The organism is Gaoshiqia hydrogeniformans (genome assembly GCF_049347105.1).
Taxonomy (GTDB): Bacteria; Bacteroidota; Bacteroidia; order Bacteroidales; family Prolixibacteraceae; genus Gaoshiqia; species Gaoshiqia hydrogeniformans.
Window position 1 is genome coordinate 4,574,611 of sequence record NZ_CP186334.1, and the last position, 20,331, is coordinate 4,594,941.

General features: G+C 47.6%; 12 protein-coding genes. 11 read left to right on the top strand and 1 reads right to left on the bottom strand.

The annotated features are described in order from the left end of the window. The first annotated feature begins 1 nt into the window (after position 1). The 9 genes from ACOIT5_RS18230 (at position 2) to ACOIT5_RS18270 (ending at position 15,431) form a co-directional block, all read left to right on the top strand. Entirely contained in the window at positions 2–2,356 is a 2,355-nt protein-coding gene (locus ACOIT5_RS18230; protein WP_423127597.1) for an NAD(P)H-dependent oxidoreductase subunit E, read from the top strand. A 154-nt stretch (positions 2,357–2,510) separates the two neighbouring features. Beyond that, positions 2,511–3,590 carry an SGNH/GDSL hydrolase family protein gene (locus ACOIT5_RS18235; protein WP_423127598.1) on the top strand — a complete coding sequence of 360 codons (1,080 nt, stop codon included), beginning with the start codon at positions 2,511–2,513 and terminating at the stop codon, positions 3,588–3,590. 44 nt (positions 3,591–3,634) lie between these two features. Next, complete coding sequence (locus ACOIT5_RS18240; protein ID WP_423127599.1) at positions 3,635–5,224, top strand: 2Fe-2S iron-sulfur cluster-binding protein; 1,590 nt, start codon at positions 3,635–3,637, stop codon at positions 5,222–5,224. Between the two features lie 33 nt (positions 5,225–5,257). Next, complete coding sequence (locus ACOIT5_RS18245; protein ID WP_423127600.1) at positions 5,258–6,367, top strand: PQQ-binding-like beta-propeller repeat protein; 1,110 nt, start codon at positions 5,258–5,260, stop codon at positions 6,365–6,367. A 184-nt stretch (positions 6,368–6,551) separates the two neighbouring features. Then, positions 6,552–8,573: a S9 family peptidase gene (locus tag ACOIT5_RS18250; RefSeq protein WP_423127601.1), complete on the top strand. Its 2,022-nt coding sequence runs from the start codon at positions 6,552–6,554 to the stop codon at positions 8,571–8,573. Between the two features lie 358 nt (positions 8,574–8,931). After that, positions 8,932–9,210 (top strand): ArsR/SmtB family transcription factor, encoded by a 279-nt coding sequence (locus ACOIT5_RS18255; RefSeq protein WP_423127602.1) that lies wholly within the window; start codon positions 8,932–8,934, stop codon positions 9,208–9,210. A gap of 379 nt (positions 9,211–9,589) precedes the next feature. After that, positions 9,590–10,774, top strand: coding sequence for an efflux RND transporter periplasmic adaptor subunit (locus tag ACOIT5_RS18260; RefSeq protein ID WP_423127603.1), 1,185 nt, complete (start codon positions 9,590–9,592; stop codon positions 10,772–10,774). Between the two features lie 17 nt (positions 10,775–10,791). Further along, positions 10,792–13,983, top strand: coding sequence for an efflux RND transporter permease subunit (locus tag ACOIT5_RS18265; protein WP_423127604.1), 3,192 nt, complete (start codon positions 10,792–10,794; stop codon positions 13,981–13,983). Then, positions 13,980–15,431, top strand: coding sequence for an efflux transporter outer membrane subunit (locus ACOIT5_RS18270; protein WP_423127605.1), 1,452 nt, complete (start codon positions 13,980–13,982; stop codon positions 15,429–15,431). The genes ACOIT5_RS18265 and ACOIT5_RS18270 overlap by 4 nt, the downstream gene beginning before the upstream one ends. 519 nt (positions 15,432–15,950) lie before the next feature. Here ACOIT5_RS18270 and ACOIT5_RS18275 read toward each other — a convergent pair. Next, positions 15,951–16,424, bottom strand: a complete 474-nt coding sequence (locus ACOIT5_RS18275) for an acyltransferase family protein (RefSeq protein WP_423127606.1) — start codon at positions 16,422–16,424, stop codon at positions 15,951–15,953. Between the two features lie 373 nt (positions 16,425–16,797). On the opposite strand from ACOIT5_RS18275, the gene ACOIT5_RS18280 reads away from it, so the two are divergent. Together ACOIT5_RS18280 and ACOIT5_RS18285 are read left to right on the top strand one after the other, a co-directional pair. After that, the gene (locus ACOIT5_RS18280; protein ID WP_423127607.1) at positions 16,798–19,152 is read left to right on the top strand and encodes a TonB-dependent siderophore receptor; all 2,355 of its coding nucleotides are present in this window, start codon (positions 16,798–16,800) and stop codon (positions 19,150–19,152) included. 18 nt (positions 19,153–19,170) lie between these two features. After that, positions 19,171–20,322: a PepSY-associated TM helix domain-containing protein gene (locus ACOIT5_RS18285; RefSeq protein ID WP_423127608.1), complete on the top strand. Its 1,152-nt coding sequence runs from the start codon at positions 19,171–19,173 to the stop codon at positions 20,320–20,322. Positions 20,323–20,331: the final 9 nt, after the last annotated feature.

Here is a 20,331-nt window from a genome sequence, read left to right on the forward strand (position 1 = left end):
GATGACAGAAGAAATACAGGATATATTCAGCCGGGTTGACGAAATTGTCAGGCAAAAAGGGACGACAAAAAAATCGGTCATCCCCATTCTGCAATCGATCCAGAATACATTCAATTATTTGCCCGAAGAGGCCTTGCGCCGGGTGTGCGAAACAACAGAAATCACCCCTGAAAATATCACGGGAGTGGCAACTTTCTATTCCCAGTTTCGGCTGAAGCCGGCCGGTCAGCACCTGATCAAAGTATGCGTGGGAACTGCTTGTCATGTAAAGGGGGCCATGCAGGTATACGACGCCTTTAAACGGCACTTCAATTTACCGCCTCATGAAGAAACGGATATCTCGGGAAAATACACCCTCGAAAAAGTTTCCTGCCTGGGCTGTTGTACCCTGGCCCCGGTGGTTCAGATTGATGATGTGACTTACGGTCATGTGACTACTGACAAAGTTGAATCGGTGGTCATGGACTTTGAAAGCCAGATTGGTAAAACCGGGAAGAAAAGCAAATTCAGGAATGCCGATGGAAGTGAATTTCAGGGAGAAATACGGGTCGGACTGGGATCGTGTTGCGTGGCCAGCGGAAGTCAGGAAGTAAAAAATGAGATTGAGAAAACGATTGCTGGCACCGGCATTCACCTGCACCTGAAAAATGTGGGATGCGTGGGGATGTGCCACCAGGTTCCCCTGGTGGAGATTATCGACGAAGAAAAGAAGAGTACCTTGTACGCGAAAGTAAAACCCAATGAGATATCCGATATCATCCATACCCATTTCAAGCCGAAAGGATTGCTGGACCGGATTAAAACTTCTGCCTATCATTTTCTCGAAAATGTTCAGACCGATGCTGTTTGGGAAGGCGTTGACCGCTATGCCCTTGATGTTCGTGACGAGATGGTTTCCAATTTTCTTGACCGGCAGATTTCCATTGCTACCGAACACCGGGGCGTGATTAATCCGCTGGATATGGACGAGTACCGCAGCTATGGCGGGTTTGAGGCCTTGCAAAAAGCTTTGCAAACGGATCGTCATCAACTGATTCTGAAAATTAAAGACAGCGGCTTGCGTGGCCGTGGAGGCGCCGGATTCCTGACCGGCCTGAAATGGGAACTGGTTGAAAAAGAAAAAAGCGAAAAGAAATACCTGATCTGCAACGGCGACGAAGGCGATCCCGGTGCGTTTATGGACCGGATGCTGCTCGAATCGTATCCTTACCGGGTAATCGAAGGAATGCTGGTGGCAGCATGGGCCATCCAGGCAACCGACGGTTATTTTTATATCCGCGCCGAATATCCGCTGGCGGTTACCCGCATCAGGCAGGCCCTGATCAATTGCCGCGAACAGAATTTGCTTGGAGAGAATATCCTCGGTTCGGGTTTTAACTTTGACATTCAGATTTACGAAGGCGCAGGCGCTTTTGTGTGCGGCGAAGAAACAGCCCTAATGACTTCGATTGAAGGAAACCGCGGGTTCCCCACCATCCGTCCGCCGTTTCCGGCCCAAAAGGGCTTGTGGGGTTATCCAACTTTAATCAACAATACCGAAACGTTTGCACAGGTTTCGTACATCATCCGGAAGGGTGAAGGGCATTTCAGCGCGATCGGGACTGAAAATTCGAAGGGAACCAAAGTATTTTCACTGGCCGGCAAGGTTAACCGCGGCGGTTTAATCGAAGTGCCTATGGGAATTACCATCCGCCAGATTGTGGAAGAAATAGGCGGCGGCGTGCAAAACGGTAAACAGTTTAAAGCAGTACAGGTGGGTGGCCCCTCGGGAGGCTGCATCCCGGCGTCGCTCTACGATACGCCGATTGATTACCATTCGCTGCTTGAAGTGGGGGCCATGATGGGCTCCGGCGGTCTCGTGGTACTCGATGAAGACGATTGTATGGTTGATATTGCCCGCTACTTCCTGTCGTTCACCCAAAATGAATCGTGTGGAAAATGTACCTTCTGCCGGGTTGGTACCAAACGCATGCTCGATATCCTGAATAAAATAACTACCGGGAAAGGGACAAAACAAGATTTGGATGAGCTGAAATACCTGGCCGAATGGACTAAAAAAGGGAGCTTGTGCAACCTGGGTAAATCGGCGCCCAACCCGATCTTAACCACCCTGCGTTATTTTTACGATGAGTATGAAGCGCATATCGAAGGGCGTTGCCCCTCGGGGAAATGCACGGAAATGATCACTTATTCCATCACCGATGACTGTATCGGTTGTACCAAATGCGCCCAGAAATGTCCGGTGGATGCCATCAAATTCGAGCCGCATAAAAAACATACCATCCATACAGACCTGTGCATTAAATGCGACGCCTGCCGCCCGGTTTGCCCGGTTGATGCGGTGATTGTGAGATAACAAACGGAATATGATATGTTGTTGCTAACTATAAAATCAAATACAGATGAAAAGCTTTCGAAAACTGAAAATAAATCAACAGGCTGGTGATTTTGATATAAATGATCGTCATATACGCCTGGATTTAATTCGGTTCAGTAAAAAAAATATCGCTATGAGATATTGGCTGTTCTTTCTGATTCTAACGTTATTTATACCCTGTACCGGAACCGCAGCAACTGATAGTTTGAAATATGTTAATGCGACTACGCTTCCATTGATTGGCAAGGGTTTTTCGGATACTCAAAACCGGTATGAACGGTTACCTGCCCGTCTTGAAAACCAGACCCGGCCTCCGGTTTGGAATTTATCAAAGAATTGCAGTGGCCTGGCAATTCGTTTCCGAACCAATTCGTCAATCATTGCTGCCAAATGGGAAGTTACCGGAGATGTTTTTATGAATCATTTTACGATGACCGGTATCAAAGGGCTTGATTTGTATTGTCTGAAAAACGGTAAATGGCAGTTTGTTAATACCGCAAGGCCATCAGCGAAAGCAACAACAGCAGTAATCATTAAAAATATGGCGGAGACGGAAATGGAGTATATGCTGTATTTGCCGTTATACGATGGATTGGCGAATCTTGAAATTGGAGTTAACGCGAAATCAACAATTGGTCAACCCGAGGTTAATTCTCCCCGGGTCGGCCAGCCGGTGGTATTTTACGGCACCAGTATTACCCAGGGAGGTTGTGCCTCGAGAGCAGGCATGTCTTATCCAAATATTTTATCGCGTATGCTTAACCGAGATATTGTTAATCTGGGTTTCAGCGGCAACGGTCAGCTTGATTTGGAAGTTGCAGAAGCGATGGCAACCATTGAGGCTTCCTGTTTTGTCATCGACTGCCTGCCAAATGTGAGTATTGTCCAAATGAATGAAAAATATTCCCGTTTTTTGGAAATCATACGCGAAAAGAACCCGGATACGCCCATACTAATGGTTGAAACGATTCTTTTTCCGCATATGTATTTCGATCAGACCGTTTATACCTTGCTTCATGAAAAAAATAAAACCCTGGCCCGGATTTTTCAGGAGCAAAAAAACAAAGGGGACCGGAATATATACTACATGAAAGCCGCTAAACTGATTGGTGATGACCAGGAAGCAACGGTTGACGGCGTTCATCTGACCGACCTGGGCTTCCAGAGAATCGCAGAGAATCTTTATCCGACAATCCGAAAATTAATCAAATAGATCATTCCGGATACGGATTGAATTTTTTTAAAGGCAACAGGTACATGATCACACTCAAAATAAATAACCAAACAATTGAAGTTCCGCAGGGAACAAGCATTCTTGATGCTGCCCGGAAGTTGGGAATTGACATCCCGACCATGTGCCACCTGGAAGGTACGGAACATTTTACTTCCTGCATGGTGTGCCTGGTTAAAGATGCGCGTTACGGCCGGCTTATGGCTTCCTGTTCGATGCCGGCCGCAGAAGGCATGGAAATCATTACCGATGATGACGAATGCCGCGAGTCGCGAAAAGCAGCGCTGGAACTGCTGTTGAGCGAACATGTGGGCGATTGTGAAGCGCCCTGCCGGTTGGTATGCCCGGCGCATATGAATATTCCCCTGATGAACCGGCTGATTGCCGCCGGAAACTTCGCGAAAGCCATCGGGGTGGTAAAACGCGACATTGCCCTTCCTGCCGTTCTGGGCCGGATTTGCCCCGCTCCCTGCGAGGCCGGTTGTCGCCGCAAGCAGGTGGACGAGCCGGTATCTATCTGCCTGTTGAAGGGATTTTCTGCCGATCAGGAACTGGAAAAAGGAATAAAGCCTGATGGTGCGAAAAAGAAATCAGGTAAAAAAGTAGCCATCATCGGAGCCGGACCGGCCGGATTGGCAGCGGCATTTTATCTGAACCGGGCAGGTCACGAGGTAAAAATATTCGAGAAAAATGAACGAGCTGGCGGCGATTTACTGAAAATTACCGAAGCGGTGTTGCCACCGGACGTCCTGAAATCGGAAATTGAGGCAGTTTTGAACCCCGACATTTCCGTTCAATTCCGGGTGGAAGTCGACCAACCGCTGTTTGAAAGGCTCCGGCAGGAACATGATGCCGTGGTTTTGGCAACCGGAGCTTTGAACGACCGGTTGAACGGATGGGGACTTGCCTTGTCGAAAACAGGTATACAGGCTGATAAAGAGACTTATGAGACTTCGGCGAAAGGAGTTTTTGCCATCGGAAATGCCCTGCGTCCGTCAAAACTGGCGGTCCGATCGGTAGGACAGGGGAAAGAACTGGCTCATTTGTTGGACCGTTTGTTTAAAACATCGGAATTAACAGCTTACCCGTCGCGCTTCAACTCGAAATTCGGTAAACTGGAAGCCGTTGAATTGATTGAATACCTGAAAGAATCCGTGGATGATCCGCGCCGTGAAGCAAGCCGGGGAAAAGCCACCGGTTTTACCCGCGACGAAGCTGTTGCCGAAGCCAAACGGTGTTTGCATTGTGATTGCCGCAATCCTGAAAGCTGCATACTGAGGGAATTGTCCGACCGGTATGGCGCCGAACAGAAACGCTTTCAGTATGACGGGCGGTTCATGGTGAAAAAAGAATTTGCAGCGCAGAATATCGTGTATGAAGAATCAAAATGTATCAAATGTGGCATTTGTGTACGCATTACCCGGCAATACCGCGAAACATTTGGTTTTTCGTTTATCGGGCGAGGGTTTGACGTGAAAATCGGTGTGCCCTTTGATGAAAGTGTTGGAAAGGCGCTGGAGAAAACGGCCGCGCTGGTTGCCGAAAAATGTCCTACCGGCGCCCTGGCAAAAGTGGATTGCGAAGAGCAATTAAACAGTTCCAAAACGTCATCCTGAACTTGTTTCAGGATTTGTTAAAACAAGGTCTAAATGAAAAATAATACGATCATCCTGGTTTTTCTGCTACTTTCAAACTTACTGTTTGCCCAGAGCGAATGGCCCGTCTTTCGCGGGAACCGGCAATTAACGGCAGCTGTAAATGCCAGCTTTCCTGACCGGCTGAAATTGTTGGCTTCTTTCCAGACCGACGATGACATTAAGGCTTCGCCGGTGCTTAAAGAAGGCGTGGTATATTGCGGATCGACGGACGGCTATTTTTATGCGTTTAATCTTAAAGGAGAGTTAAAGTGGAAGTTTAAAACCGGAAACAGCATTGAAGCTCCGGCTGTGTTGCTCGATGACAAAGTGCTGTTTGGCAACCTCGATGGTTCGTTTTTCTGTTTAAATCAAAAAGACGGTGCCGAAGTCTGGAAATATGAAACCGACAACCAGATTATTGGATCGGCAAACTGGGGCATCGCCGACGGAAAAACGGTTTTGGCTGTGGGAAGCTACGACTATTTTTTGCATGGGGTAAACCTGACCGACGGAAAAGCCTTGTGGAAATACGAATCCGATAATTTTATCAACGGGGCGCCGGCCCTATACAAAAACAGGCTTGTTTTTGGCGGTTGCGACGGTTTTTTGCACCTGGTTGATCTGAAAACCGGGAAAGCAACCAAAAAAATCGAAATCTCCACTTACGTGGCTTCGTCGCCGGCCATCGTCGGAAACGAAGCTTATGTGGGCGATTATGATGGCCGCTTCCACGCGGTCGACCTGGAAGCAGGTAAAATTCGCTGGACACACGAAAACCCGGAAAGAAACCTGCCCTTTATTGCTTCGCCTGCTGTTTCAGGTAATTTCATCGTTTTAGGAAACGAAGATCGCCGGCTTTACTGCATCTCGCGGAACGACGGAACTTTAATCTGGACAAAACGCCTGACTAACCGGATCAATTCGTCCTCGGTGATCGCGGGCAACAAGGTGATCACCGCCACGATGGATGGCCTGATTTTCATCCATCGCCTGCAAAACGGAGAAGAACTATGGCGTTACGAAATTGGCAGCCAGGTTGCCAGTTCACCCGCAGTGTACGAGGGCAAAATAGTGATTGGGGCAAACGACGGACGGATTTACATTTTTGGAGAAGAGAACTAAACAGGGGTTTAATCATCATTTTGGTTCCTGCACTATCCTGAGTTTTTCACTTTTATTTTTCACGACAAAAAAGTATTTTGTGCACCCTGTTTTTAAATGCCGAAAACTTAACATATCTATGAGGAAAATAGTTGTTTTAATTGTTACAGTTGCCTGGATGAGCAGCTGTTCAAATCAAAAATCTATGGAGGAAAAGAAGACCTATGTGCCGGAAACGCCGGTTTTGAGTTCGGATGTGATGACTCCTGAAGTATTGTGGTCGTTTGGAAGGATCGGCAATGCAAGCCTTTCTCCTGACGGGGAAACGGTGTTGTTTGCCGTAACATATTTCAATATCGAAGAGAATAAAGGCTACCGGGAATTGTACACGATTCCGGCAGAGGGGGGAGAAGTTGCGCGAATCACCAATACGGCGTCGAATGAGTCGGATGCGCGGTGGCGGCCCGATGGCAAAAAGATAGGTTATTTATCTTCGGAGTCGGGCAGTACCCAATTTTGGGAAATGAATCCCGATGGTACGGGTGCAGAGCAGATGTCGGATGTTGAAGGAGGAATTACCGGCTTTCAATATTCGCCCAACCAGACAAAAATTGCCTACATCAAAAAAGTAAAGCTGGATGACGATATTCATGATTTGTTTCCCGATTTGCCCAAGGCCAATGCCCGGCTCGAAACAGACCTGATGTACCGCCACTGGGACAGCTGGCACGATTATACCTACAACCACATTTTCGTGGCACACTACGGAAGCGGAAAAATCATTGGCGGAAAAGATATATTGGAAGGCGAGAAGTTTGATGCACCAGACAGACCTTTCGACGGTTCGGAGCAGTTTTGCTGGAGCCCCGATAGCAAAACGATTGTGTATTCCTCTAAAAAATTAAGGGGCAAGGCTTATGCCGAAAGCACCAATACCGATTTGTACCGTTATGATCTGGCTAGCGGCGAAACCAAAAACCTGACAGCCGAACACAAAGGCTACGATAAAAACCCGGTGTTTTCGCCCGACGGGCAGTTCCTGGCCTGGACCAGTATGCTGCGCGATGGCTATGAGGCCGATCAGGCGCGCTTGTTTGTGATGGATCTGGCTACCGGCAAACAAACCAATTATTCAGCTAACTGGGAGCAGGAAGCCGGACACCTGAGCTGGAGCCGCGACGGAAAATCCATCTTTTTTATCAGCGGGATTCACGGGACAGAGGAAATTTACAGCCTCGCCCTGGACGATGGCCAAATCAGCCGCCTGACCAATGGCGTGCACGATTACCAGAGCGTGGAAGAAACGGCCGAAGGAAAACTGCTGGCCCAGAAAGTGTCCATGTCGCAACCGGCCGAGCTTTACCTGGTTGACCGGGAAACCGGCAGCGATACAGCGCTGACTGCTATTAACAAAGGCCTGCTCGATCAGCTGGAAATGGGAAAAGTAGAAGCGCGCCGGGTGAAAACCGTTGATGATAAAGACATGCTGGTTTGGGTGATTTACCCGCCGCATTTCGATCCGAACAAAAAATACCCCGCTATTTTATACTGCCAGGGCGGGCCGCAGGGGATGGTCAGTCAGTTTTGGTCGTACCGCTGGAATTTTCAGATGATGGCAGCCAACGATTATATCATTGTGGCTCCTAACCGCCGCGGCTTACCGGGATTTGGCATGGAGTGGCTTGAGCAGATCAGCAAGGATTACGGAGGCCTGAACATACAGGATTACCTGGTAGCCATCGATGAGCTGGCCAAAGAACCCTATGTGGACAAAAACCGGCTGGGAGCAGTTGGCGCCAGTTACGGCGGTTTTTCGGTGAATTACCTGGCCGGTCACCACGAAGGACGATTCAAAGCCTTTATTTCGCACTGCGGTATTTTTAACTTCGATCAGATGTACGTGACTACCGAAGAAATGTGGTTCGAAAACTGGGATATCGGTGGCCCCTTCTGGGATAAAACAAATGCTGCCGCCCAGCGTTCGTACCGCTTTTCTCCGCATTTGTTTGTCGAAAAATGGGATACGCCCATCCTGGTCATTCACGGCGAAAAAGATTTCCGGATCCCCTACACGCAGGGAATGGGAGCCTTTAACGCCGCGGTACTGCGCGATATTCCGGCGCAGTTTCTGTTTTTTCCCGAAGAAAATCACTGGGTCACCCAGGCCCAAAACGGGATTCTCTGGCAACGGGTTTTCAAAAACTGGCTCGACCGCTGGCTGAAATAGTTTTACTGAATTCACAATACCAAGGGCCGTTTCTGAAAAGGAATGGCCCTTTTTTTTCTCGAATTTGCAGTTTGCGCCTACTTTGATTGAATCAAAGCCAAGGATGACAATCCGTTTTACCTAAATGTATTCATCATGGCAAAATCAAGTCGAAATTTGGTTCAACATCTTATGTGAAAATGTGATTAATGCCCGGTCATTTACAACTGGAAAAGTTTTTGGGGGATGAATAATAAAATCAACAAATTGATGATCTGTTTCGGGAGAAGCAGGAAAATAATGATGCAAAAGAAGTTGAAAATTCGGAAAATTTCCATTGCATTTATATATTTGCATGTATCAATGTAGTGGGAATGACATGGACTTAAAACAGGTAAAAAAAATTTCGAAAGCATTGGCCGACAGCAGCAGGCTGCAAATCTTGCAGGAAATCAGAAAAAAAACCAATTATTTGATGTGTACCGATATTTGTGGATTTATTAATCTGTCGCAACCTTCCATCTCACACCACGTCAAACAATTAATGGATGCTGATTTAATTAGCTATGTAAAAGAAGGCCGGCAGATGAAGTACCGGATTAATGAAGATGTTTTTGAAGAGTACATCAATTTCCTGAAAACATTAAATAGAGGTTAAATAGAAGTTAAATTTTATCGATCTATTGAAATGCGTCGATGTATTTCATAGCTTTGTTTTCTTTTTGACACCAACCTTTGAATGAATCCCCAATTTTTTAGTTGAGTTTGCTTCTTATTAGGGGGAGTTTGTGACTTTTTGGTAAATTTATCTTTAATAAATTTACCATCTGAAAATCCACCGGTAATAGCAGGCTAATTCTGAAACCGGCAAAGTTTATTCGACAGCTTTGTAGAATATTTCAATTCTTTAGAAATATCGGACCAAAAATCGACCAAATATTTTTTGAAAAACATCGAAACATTTAAATGTATCTATTGTTTTTTTTCAAGTTGATCAACAAAGTTTTGCAGAAGTAATTTATTTAAAATGGTTAGTTATGAAAACAAATGAGAAAATGAGAAAGCGGAGGACAAACCTGTCGGCCGGCACAATCGTTCTTGTGACCGTCCTTTCAGGCTTTTATCTGACAGGTTGCGAAAGTAGCCGTGGCGACACACCTCCTGCACCTGCAATGAAAGTCCCGGTCGCTGCACCTTTATATCAACCTGTTACGGAGTGGGAAGAATACAGCGGCCGGTTTAGGGCCATCAAACGGGTAGAGGTCAGAGCGCGGGTTGGCGGTTATGTAGACCAGGTGCTGTTTCGCGACGGGGAATTGGTTCGAAAAGGCGCTGTATTGTTCAGGATCGACCCACGTCCGTTTCAGATTGTTTTGAACCAGGCTGAAGCCCGCTTAGAGCAGGCTAAAGCCGAAAAACAACAGGCTGAGAATGCGTTCGACCGGGTAAAGTCACTGAAAGAATCCAAAGCCATTTCGCGTGAAGAATACGACCAGCGGGAGCAAGCTTTGAACATAGCTATTGCCCGTGAGGAAGCCGCGAAAGCCGATGTGGCGCAAGCGAAGCTCAATCTGGAATTTACGGAGGTCAGGGCGCCAATTTCAGGAAAAATCAGCGAAGAATTTGTTACTGAAGGCAACCTGATCAGCGGGGGAAGTGACCAGGCGAGCTTACTGACCACCATTGTATCGCTCGATCCCATCTACTTTTATTTTGAAGGCAGTGAATCATCTTTGTTGAAATATGCCCGGAAAAATAACGGTGACAATCTCAAAGGCGCTGCCGGGCCCAATGCCCGTATTGCCGTAAAGTTGCTTGACGAAGATGAATTTCAGCATGAAGGGAGCTTCAATTTCATGGACAATGAAGTAGATCGGGGAACAGGTACCTATCAGGGCAGGGCAGTAGTCTCCAATCCCGATTTGGTGATTACCTCAGGAATGTTCGGGTCAGCACGTGTTTTTAACAACGACCCTCAGCCGGCCATTTTAATTCCTGACGAGGTTATTGGCACCGATCAGTCGCAAAAATTTGTATACGTGCTTTCAGGCGATAACCGGGTAGAGGCAAGACCAATTGTACTTGGGCCATTGCATAACAGCAAATTGCGGATCATACGAAATGGAGTGGACCCCAATGACCGCATCATTATCGGAAATATTCAGAAAATCCGGCCGACAATGGTAGTTGAGCCTGAAGCAAGAGTGCTTTCAATCAATTAAGAAAACAGAATCAAGTCATGAAATTCAGTCATTTATTTATTGACCGGCCAATTTTGGCTTCGGTCATATCCATCTTAATCATCATCCTGGGGAGTCTGGCTTATTTTTCGTTGCCCATCTCCCAGTATCCCGAAATTGCGCCGCCTACCGTTGTCGTTACGGCTACTTATCCGGGCGCAAGCGCCGAAACCATTTCAAAAACAGTTGCCACGCCTTTGGAGCAGGAAATCAACGGGGTAGAAAATATGTTATACATGTTCTCGCAATCCACTGCCGATGGAACGATGTCGCTGACGATCACGTTTGAGTTGGGAACGAACCTCGAAGAAGCCCAGGTATTGGTACAAAACCGGGTGGCGATTGCCGAGCCTCGTTTGCCTGAGCAGGTGAGGCGGCTGGGGGTAACAACCGTCAAAAATTCACCGGATATGCTTTTGGTCATCAATTTGTTTTCGCCCGACGGCAGTTACGACCAAACTTACATTGGAAATTATGCCACTTTGCAAATTAAAGACCGCCTGGCACGGATTAAAGGCGTCGGAAGTTCCCAAATTTTTGGAGCCAGTGAGTATTCGATGCGTATCTGGTTGAACCCGGAGCTGATTGCTTCACTTGATTTATCGGCTGCAGAGATTTTGGATGCCTTGCGGGGCCAAAACGTACAGATTGCCAGCGGTAATTTAAACCAGTCGCCAACCAGTCAGCAAAATGCTTTTGAGTTGAGTGTCCTGACGAAAGGCCGTTTACAGGAAATTGAAGAGTTCGAAAACATCATCGTGAAATCGGGAAAAGACGGCAGGATTGTCCGCATAAAAGATATTGCCCGGGTTGAACTTGGCGCTGCCAGTTACTCCACCCGCGGTTACCTGGGACCGAACAAAGCAGTAGCCATGCCGATATTTCAGAGGCCGGGATCGAATGCCATTGAGACTGCCCACGAAATTGCCACGGCGATTGAGGCGATGTCCAAAGATTTTCCTCCCGGCCTGGCTTACGAAATTGCTTACAACCCGACAGAGTATATTCAGGAATCTATCAATGGAGTGACAGTGACCATACTGGAGGCAATCCTTCTGGTTGTAGCGGTTATTCTCATTTTTTTAAAGACCTGGCGGGCAACCATCATTCCGATCCTGGCGATACCTGTTTCGCTGATCGGGACTTTTGCCGTCATGGCTGCACTGGGATTTTCGCTGAACAACCTCACCTTGTTTGGACTGGTACTGGCCATTGGCATTGTGGTGGATGACGCGATTGTGGTTGTTGAAAATATGGAACGAAACCTGCACGAAGGAATGGGCGTTCGCGATGCTGCACGAAAAACCATGAACGAAGTTGGAAGTGCTTTGGTTGCCATGGGACTGGTTTTGCTGGCGGTATTTATTCCAACCGTGTTTTTAGGCGGGATTTCAGGACAATTTTACCGCCAGTTCGGGATTACCATTGCCGTGGCAACCCTGATTTCCGTCTTTGTTTCTCTGACCTTAAGCCCGGCGATGGCCGCCATTCTTTTAAAGAAAAAGGAAGATCCTGCACCGAAACGAAAAAAGTCCATCCTGCTAAAGCCGGTCACTGCTTTTTTGAATGCCTTCGACAGGTTCATGGAAAAATTATCAAACAATTATGCCCTTTTGATCAGGCGGTTTTTGAAGCGGAGCGGGATTGTGGCTGCCGTTTATGTGTTGCTGATGGCCCTGGCGGTATTTGAATTCAACCGGGTTCCCACGGGTTTCATTCCGGACCAGGACCAGGGCTATTTTATTGTTGCCTTTCAGTTACCTCCCGGTTCCGCCCTGTCCCGCAGCGACGAAGTCATTCAAAAAGTAATCGACCTGCTGATGGACATGGAATCCGTTGAAAATGTGGTGGCTTTTGCCGGATTTGACGGTGCTACGTTTACAAATGCTTCCAATGCAGCAACCTTGTTTCCGGTGTTAAAAGATTTTAAAGAACGAAAAAAACAGGGCATTGAATACGACGACATCCTTGCGGAGATGCGCAACCGCATGGGCTCAATCGAAGAGGCTTATGCGGTGGTTATTCCGCCACCGCCGGTACGTGGTGCAGGGAATGCCGGAGGTTTCAAAATGATGGTACAGGACAGGCGAAACAGAGGCTTGGGTGAATTGGAAAAAGCGGTTGGCGAGTTGACCATGGCCGCCAACCAAGATCCCAGATTGGCCAACGTGTTCACGTTTTTCAATACCGGAACACCGCAGCTCTACTTCGATATCGACCGGGTTCGCGCCGAAAAGCTGGGTATTCCGCTGTCGGAAGTTTTCAGTTCACTGGAAATATACCTGGGCTCGGCTTTTGTAAATGATTTTAATTACCTGGGGCGTACTTTCCGGGTAACTGCCCAGGCTGACGACCAACACCGCCTGGTGCCGGAAGACATCATGAAAATCCGTGTCAGAAACAAATCCGGCGATATGGTGCCGATGGGCACCCTGGGAACTTTTCAGGACATCGCCGGCCCGTCAAATGTAGCGCGTTACAATTTATATCCTTCGGTTGCTGTCATGGGCGATGTGAGCCCGGGCGTCAGCACCGGCGAAGCCCTGGCAACCATGGAAACGCTGGCTTCGGAAGTTTTGCCGGAAGGAATTTCGCATGAATGGACAGAGCTTTCCTATCAGCAAAAAGCGACCGGCAACACGGCAGTTTTTGCTTTTCTGCTGGCGGTTTTGTTTGTCTTCCTGTTGCTGGCGGCCCTTTACGAAAGCTGGGTTTTGCCGCTTGCCGTGATCCTTATTGTACCCATGTGTTTGCTTTCGGCGATGATTGGAGTGGATTTGGCAGGCATGGACAACAATATCCTGACGCAGATCGGCTTGGTGGTACTGGTTGGATTGGCCAGTAAAAATGCCATTCTGATTGTTGAGTTTGCGAAAAAACTGGAAGTGCAGGGTCTGGATTTGTGGGAAGCCGCGACGGAAGCTGCAAAACTTCGGCTTCGGCCTATCCTGATGACTTCTTTCGCGTTTATCCTTGGTGTTGTGCCCATGGCAACTGCCACAGGAGCCGGGGCCGAGATGCGGCAGGCTTTGGGTGTAACCGTGTTTTTTGGCATGTTGGGCGTAACCATTTTTGGGTTATTGTTTACCCCTGTTTTTTACGTATTGTGCCGCAAACTGGCACTAACCGCAAACAGTTGGAAAAGACGCCAGGAAAATAACGTAGTGGTATCATTAAATACAACAGCATGATTTCAAATTTCAAATTTCCAATACTGATAGCCGTAGCTGTTTTTTGGCAACTGCAGGCTGCGGGCCAGGATACGCCGGATATTCTTGTTACCGGAAAAACAAAGCACGAACAAGTAGTCATCAGCTATGGCGCGGATACTTTAAAGCCTGCGCCGGTCACGTCAACATCCGTGGGGAAACACTGGTGGTCCATTTTTGGTTACGAAAGGCTGAATGAATTGGTGTTATTGGCGCTTGAGCAAAACCACCAACTGGCTGCCGGACAAAGCCAGGTGAAAGAGTCGGAGGCACGGCTGGATTTATCCAGATCAGCCCTCTACCCAACCGTTCGTATAAACCCTTCACTGAACCGCGAAGAACTTTCGGCAAACAGGCCACTGCCATTTGATGTGCCTGCTGAGAAAGTCAGGTACAATACCTACACTTTGCCGGTTGAACTGATGTACGAGGTCGATATTTTCGGCAAAAACAGCAGTGAGACCACGGCCGGCAGATTAAGACTGAAGTCGTCGGAAGCCTTGCAGGAAGCCTCCGAATTGGATGTTGCCGCTGCTGTTGCGCGAAATTTTATTTTGTTGCTGATGCTGGATTCCGAAGCGGAAGTTTTTAGCCGCACACGTGAAGTACGCAAAGAAAATCTTGACATTGTCACTACCCGTTACGATGCGGGCTTAACCAACGAAATGGATATGCAACGGGCGCGCACCGAATTATCATCGGTCGATGTCCAGCTTAAGAACATTCAGATTGAAAGAAGGGAAGCTGAGCTTCAGTTGGCTGCTTTATCAGGGCAACCAGCGGATAACTTCGAAGTAAAAAGTGATGGCATCCGGTTTCTTGTCCCACAAATGAAACCGGTCAGCCCGCAAATGCTGGCGCTAAACCGGCCCGATTTGCAAGCGGGTAAATTTGCTGTTGAAGCCTACAAACATCAACTGAAAAATGCACGCCGTAACCGTTATCCTTCGCTTTTTGTATTTGGGTCGGCCGGATTGGTATCGGCAAAAACGGACAACTTATTTGAAAATGACAGCCGCAACTGGCTGGTAGGGGCTAATTTGTCAATTCCTGTTTTTGAAGGGCGGAGACGACAGGCATTGTTGGACATCAGTGAATATCAATTGGAAAACTATGCAGAGCAATTGAAACAAAATGAGGTGGTTGCGAGTCGGGAAGTCGCCGGCGCGCTGGCTGAGTTACGGCGGCTCGATGAGCAACTTTTGCACCAGCAGGAGTTTTTGGAAGCTGCCTTCCGAACAGCTGATCTTTCGAGACAACGGTACCAAAAAGGACTCGTCACCTATCTCGAAGTGGTTGATGCCGACCGGATTGTATTGGAAGCAGAAAGATTGCTGGTCCAGTTGCTGGGCCGCCAACTGTTGGGAACCGTCAATCTGGCCACTGCACTGGGAGGAGAGGCAGAACAGGTTTATCGCATTACAAACTGAGTTTATAACAAGCGCTAAGGTATGGAGCCGTTAAATATAATCAGCGCCAGATTCTATTTGCGTCCCGTGCCTTGGCAGCTTAAAAATCAGGAAACTGAACGTTGTAACTTTTCGACCTGTTTGTCCCCTAAACAAACAAATGCATCCGCTGCCCGTTGTTAAACATTGGGTTTCATTGATTCCGATGCAAACTATTTTGAAATTGTGTCCTATCAGGTTCAATTGAATCCTGTTGATAACCTTAGCGTTTATCCGTATGCTTATGCTCTTATTTTTTGCAGCTGCACTTGTACTTTACGTTTGAGCAGGTCTCGTAATAGTGTATCAATGTATTTCAGAACAAGATAGGCTAAAACGATTAAAAAAATCGTTGCATGAGGTATCATGATTTTCATTTCGGACAATGATGGCTGATGCGCTTCGATATAACTTAAAAACAGCCATAAAAACGGATAATGAATGATGTACAGGGGGTAGGAGATATCGCCCAGAAATTGGCAGCTTTTACCCGTCAGCCGATTAAGTTTTGCGCCTGCCCCTAAAGGTTGGCGGGTTTAAATGAAAAATATTGAAATAACGCTCAGTCACAACCGGGAATGGAATTAAAAATGTAGCGCTTAAAAACATCCAAAAGGTATTACCGCCTCCGTATTGGGCAAATAAACGACTAAAAGGATCAAAAACAAAAGTAACCAAGCCCAGAACAGCTCCCAAAAGCAAGATGGGATGTAACCGGACAAGCCTTAACTTCAGAAAGGATATCAACCCGATTTTTTCAATCCGGTGGTCATAAGCATAGGCGATTACAAAGCCCGATAAACAAAAGAAAAAATCAACGGCAAGGTATCCGTGTGCGATAAAATTGTCTTGATAGTCCGGAAAAACGAATTCAATAAAATGAAAAATCACAACGGCAATTGCTGCGATTCCTCTCAAGCCATCCAGAATTTCAAAATGTTGTTTCGTGTTTAACAGGGCAGGGGCTGTTGTCATTGGTTCCGGGTTTAAAAATGTACGATATCAGTACAACGTTACTTTTTATTCCACTCATTACAGAAAAGAATTTGGCGTAGTAACGGTGTAAAAGCGGATATCGCCAATTATGAGGATATCCTTGTCTTGCTCCCCTCGTTTTTGCCGCAGCGTAAACTTCTGTGTTCATCAAATAAACGACCTGCCCGGGGGCATTCCTTCCATGCCGGTTTCTTCTGTCTGATTTATCCGGCTGATTATGAATATGATGTGATGGTCGTATTCTGCCGGCCCCTGTAAATCATAACATATTGGGATTGATGACCGGCTTCAGGGCCTCTAACTTTGCCGACTAGATTCCAATTCAATTAAAATAATTCAAAATAAAATACAGATGAAAAGTTTGAACGTTCTTATCGTATTCTTATTCGCAATGATCGCGGGTTATGCCCAAACCGGGTCAGTTTCTGGAAAAGCCAATGTACCCGATGAGGGAGAAGATGCCCTGATTAATATCGGGCTGAAGGGGACCAATAAAGGAACAATCACTGATGTACACGGTAATTTTGTCATTCAGCAGGTTAAAGCCGGAAAATATAAACTCGAAGCCTCATTCATCGGGTACAAAACTTTTGAAACTGAGGTGGAGGTGCTTGCCGGAAAAGAAACTGAGGTTCCGGCATTTTACCTCCAAAAAACCGATGAAAAAATCGGAGAGGTGGTGGTTACCGGGAAACAAAATCCGGCATACACGGCCGACCTGGCGTCATCATCTTTACGAATCAGTACGCCGTTGCTAAAAACGGCCCAAAACATCCAGGTGATTACAAAAGAGATGCTGAACGACCAGCAACTGGTTGATATGCTGGAGAGCGTGACCCGGAATACCAGCGGCGCCATGATGATTGAACACTGGGGGAGCTTTGCCCGGATCAATATGCGCGGATTTAAATTGCCGGCTTTTCGTAACGGGATGAATGTTGATTTGCCCTGGGGACCGCTGACGGAAGACCTGTCAGTGGTCGACCGGATTGAGTTTGTCAAGGGACCTGCCGGGTTTATGTTGTCGGCCGGCGAGCCAGTCGGTTTTTACAATGTGGTGACAAAAAAACCGGATGCCGGGATGAAAAACGAAGCTTCGCTCACGATGGGTTCATTTAACCTGTTGCGCTCAACACTCGATTTGGGCGGGAAGATCGGCGAAAACGACCGGCTGCTGTACCGCCTGAATGTGATGGGATCGACAAAAAAATCACACCGCGACTACGAGTTTAACGACCGCTACACCCTGGCTCCTTCCGTGACGTACCGGATCAGCGACCGGACATCGCTTAACGCCGAGTATATTTACCAGTATTCGAAAATGTCGGTCGTTGGGGCGGCCTATGTTTTTTCGCCCGATGGTTACGGCTCGCTGCCCCGCAGTTATACAACGGCTGAGCCCAATATCGACCCGTCGACCATCCGCGAACACAATGTCTTTTTAAACCTGAACCATCAGCTGGACGAAAACTGGAGCCTGACCGCTCAACTCGGCTATCTGAACTATAAATTGGTCGGTTCGTCGCTTTGGCCCGACTCGGTGACTACCGCGGGCATTTACCGCGGGCTGGGAGTTTGGGATGCGCTTAGCAACGCCCGCATGGGACAGGTGTTTGTAAACGGCGACGTTTATACCGGTCCGGTGAGGCACCGGATTTTATCCGGACTCGATTTAAGTGACAAAGAGTACTTTGCCGACTGGTTCCAGTCGGGACCGCTGGGCGGCGAAAACAATCCTTTGTCGTTAACCAACCCGGTCCATTTTGTCAACAGTTCATTGATCCCGGTTTTCGACCGCAGGATGAGTATTCGCCGGCGGGCCATGAATGCCGGTTACCCGGCGGCCCAGTTTACGGGCTCTTCGTCGGTTTACCTGCAGGATGAACTGGGCTTTTTTAATGACCGCCTGCGCCTGACCCTTGCCGGCCGGTTTACCTCGTACAAAACATCGGTGTATGGCGCTGCTACCAACGATCGGGTTTGGTCGCCACGTGCCGGTATCAGTTACTCGATCGACGATCAGACCGCAATTTACGGTTTATACGACCAATCATTCATCCCCCAGTCGGGAACCGATAAGGAGGGCAATAACTTTGAGCCGGTTCGCGCCAACGACCTGGAAGCAGGGATCAAACGCAGCTGGGCTAATTCACGCTGGCATTCTTCCTTGACGGTTTATCAGCTTACAAAAGAAAATGTGCTGACCGCCGATCCCGAAAACATCAATTACAGCATCCAGTTGGGTGAAGCCCGCTCCAAAGGACTCGAACTGGATATTCAGGGCGAAATTGTCAAAGGCTTAAGCCTGATCCTGAATTATGCCAACACCCATGTTGAAGTGACTAAAGATACGGATGCATCGAAAGTGGGAATGCGTTTAGCCGGTCATGCAAAACACATTAGCAATTGTTGGTTAAAGTATCAGTTTAAACAGTCTGATTTAAAGGGACTGATGCTTTCACTGGGCTATCAGTACCTGATTGATCGTTCATCGTGGAGTTGGGGAGCCGGTAACCAATCGGTATTACCCGACTATTTTCGTCTCGACGGTGCCATTGGCTGGGCCAACGAAAAACTGTCGGTTGACCTGAATGTTAACAATATCCTGGATAAATACCTCTACTCGGGCAGCGCCTACGGCAGTTATTATTACTGGCAAACCGAGCCGGGAACAAATTTCAGGTTAAACATCGGTTTTAAATTTTAACGCGTTTTTGCTAAAACCATGTTGAAATATTTAATAGCGAAAATACATCTTTGGCTTGGTCTTGCTTCGGGAACGGTAGTTTTCGTTGTTTCGCTTACCGGCTGTATCTATGTTTTCAGCAAAGAAATTACCGAATGGAGAAGGGCAGAGGCTACTTATGTCGAACAGGTTCAGCCCGAAACCATGTTGATCAGCGATCTGTGGCAAACAGCCCGGGTCGCTGCGGGCGGCGAGATACCGCTTAGCTGGGCGCGTGTTTCAAACGATCCGCGAAAAAGCTGGGTGTTTTACGGTTATAAAGGGAATGAAGACGGGCTCACGTATTTTTCGGCGATCGACTATTACCGGTCAGTTTATGTTGATCCGTACAACGGGCAGATAAAAGCCGTTTACGATGAAAAGGCCGATTTTTTCAATCTGGTAAAGTTTCTGCATTGGAGTTTGCTGCTGAAAACATCGCTTGGCCAGCCCATAGTTGGCTGGAGCACCTTTATTTTTGTGATCCTGCTCATTAGCGGGCTTATTCTATGGTGGCCGAAAAGTTTTAAAAGCACCAAAAACCTGTTTGCCTTCAGGTGGAAAAAAACGGCCAACGGGTATAAAAAGCTTTACGATTTACACAATGTAACCGGATTTTACAGCCTGTTGCTTGCCCTGATTGTTGCCCTTACCGGGATGGTTTGGGCCTTCAAGTGGTTTCAGGCTTTTGTTTACGTGCTGGCGGCCGGAACAGCCAGCCTGCCTGATTTGCAACCGGTGAAATCTGCACCGCAGGAAATAGCGGCAGTTCTCCCGGTTGACCGCGCGCTGAGTGAAACCAGGATGAAATATGCCGATGCGGGGACATATCAGCTATCACTTCCATCCGACAGCCTGGGGGTAATCCAGGTGTCGGTACAGGAAAAGGCGGGCCGGTATGCCAAAACAAATCAGTTGCAGTTTGACCGGTATTCGGGGCAGTTGCTGAATGAACGCAGGCATGAAGACAAAAACGCCGGTGAAAAACTCATCGCGTCCAATTACGATATACACGTGGGGGCAATTCTGGGTTTCCCCGGAAAAGTTCTGGCATTCCTGATCAGTTTGGTGTGTGCATCCTTACCTGTAACCGGCTTTTTGATGTGGCTGAAACGGCGGCGGAATAGACCTTCTTTATTGATTAACAAATAGAATCGTAAA

Coding starts and splice junctions, on each gene's coding strand:
- ACOIT5_RS18230 (WP_423127597.1), top strand. CDS start 2: ATGACAGAAGAAATACAGGATATATTCAGCCGGGTTGACGAAATTGTC.
- ACOIT5_RS18235 (WP_423127598.1), top strand. CDS start 2,511: ATGAGATATTGGCTGTTCTTTCTGATTCTAACGTTATTTATACCCTGT.
- ACOIT5_RS18240 (WP_423127599.1), top strand. CDS start 3,635: ATGATCACACTCAAAATAAATAACCAAACAATTGAAGTTCCGCAGGGA.
- ACOIT5_RS18245 (WP_423127600.1), top strand. CDS start 5,258: ATGAAAAATAATACGATCATCCTGGTTTTTCTGCTACTTTCAAACTTA.
- ACOIT5_RS18250 (WP_423127601.1), top strand. CDS start 6,552: ATGGAGGAAAAGAAGACCTATGTGCCGGAAACGCCGGTTTTGAGTTCG.
- ACOIT5_RS18255 (WP_423127602.1), top strand. CDS start 8,932: ATGGACTTAAAACAGGTAAAAAAAATTTCGAAAGCATTGGCCGACAGC.
- ACOIT5_RS18260 (WP_423127603.1), top strand. CDS start 9,590: ATGAAAACAAATGAGAAAATGAGAAAGCGGAGGACAAACCTGTCGGCC.
- ACOIT5_RS18265 (WP_423127604.1), top strand. CDS start 10,792: ATGAAATTCAGTCATTTATTTATTGACCGGCCAATTTTGGCTTCGGTC.
- ACOIT5_RS18270 (WP_423127605.1), top strand. CDS start 13,980: ATGATTTCAAATTTCAAATTTCCAATACTGATAGCCGTAGCTGTTTTT.
- ACOIT5_RS18275 (WP_423127606.1), bottom strand. CDS start 16,424: ATGACAACAGCCCCTGCCCTGTTAAACACGAAACAACATTTTGAAATT.
- ACOIT5_RS18280 (WP_423127607.1), top strand. CDS start 16,798: ATGAAAAGTTTGAACGTTCTTATCGTATTCTTATTCGCAATGATCGCG.
- ACOIT5_RS18285 (WP_423127608.1), top strand. CDS start 19,171: ATGTTGAAATATTTAATAGCGAAAATACATCTTTGGCTTGGTCTTGCT.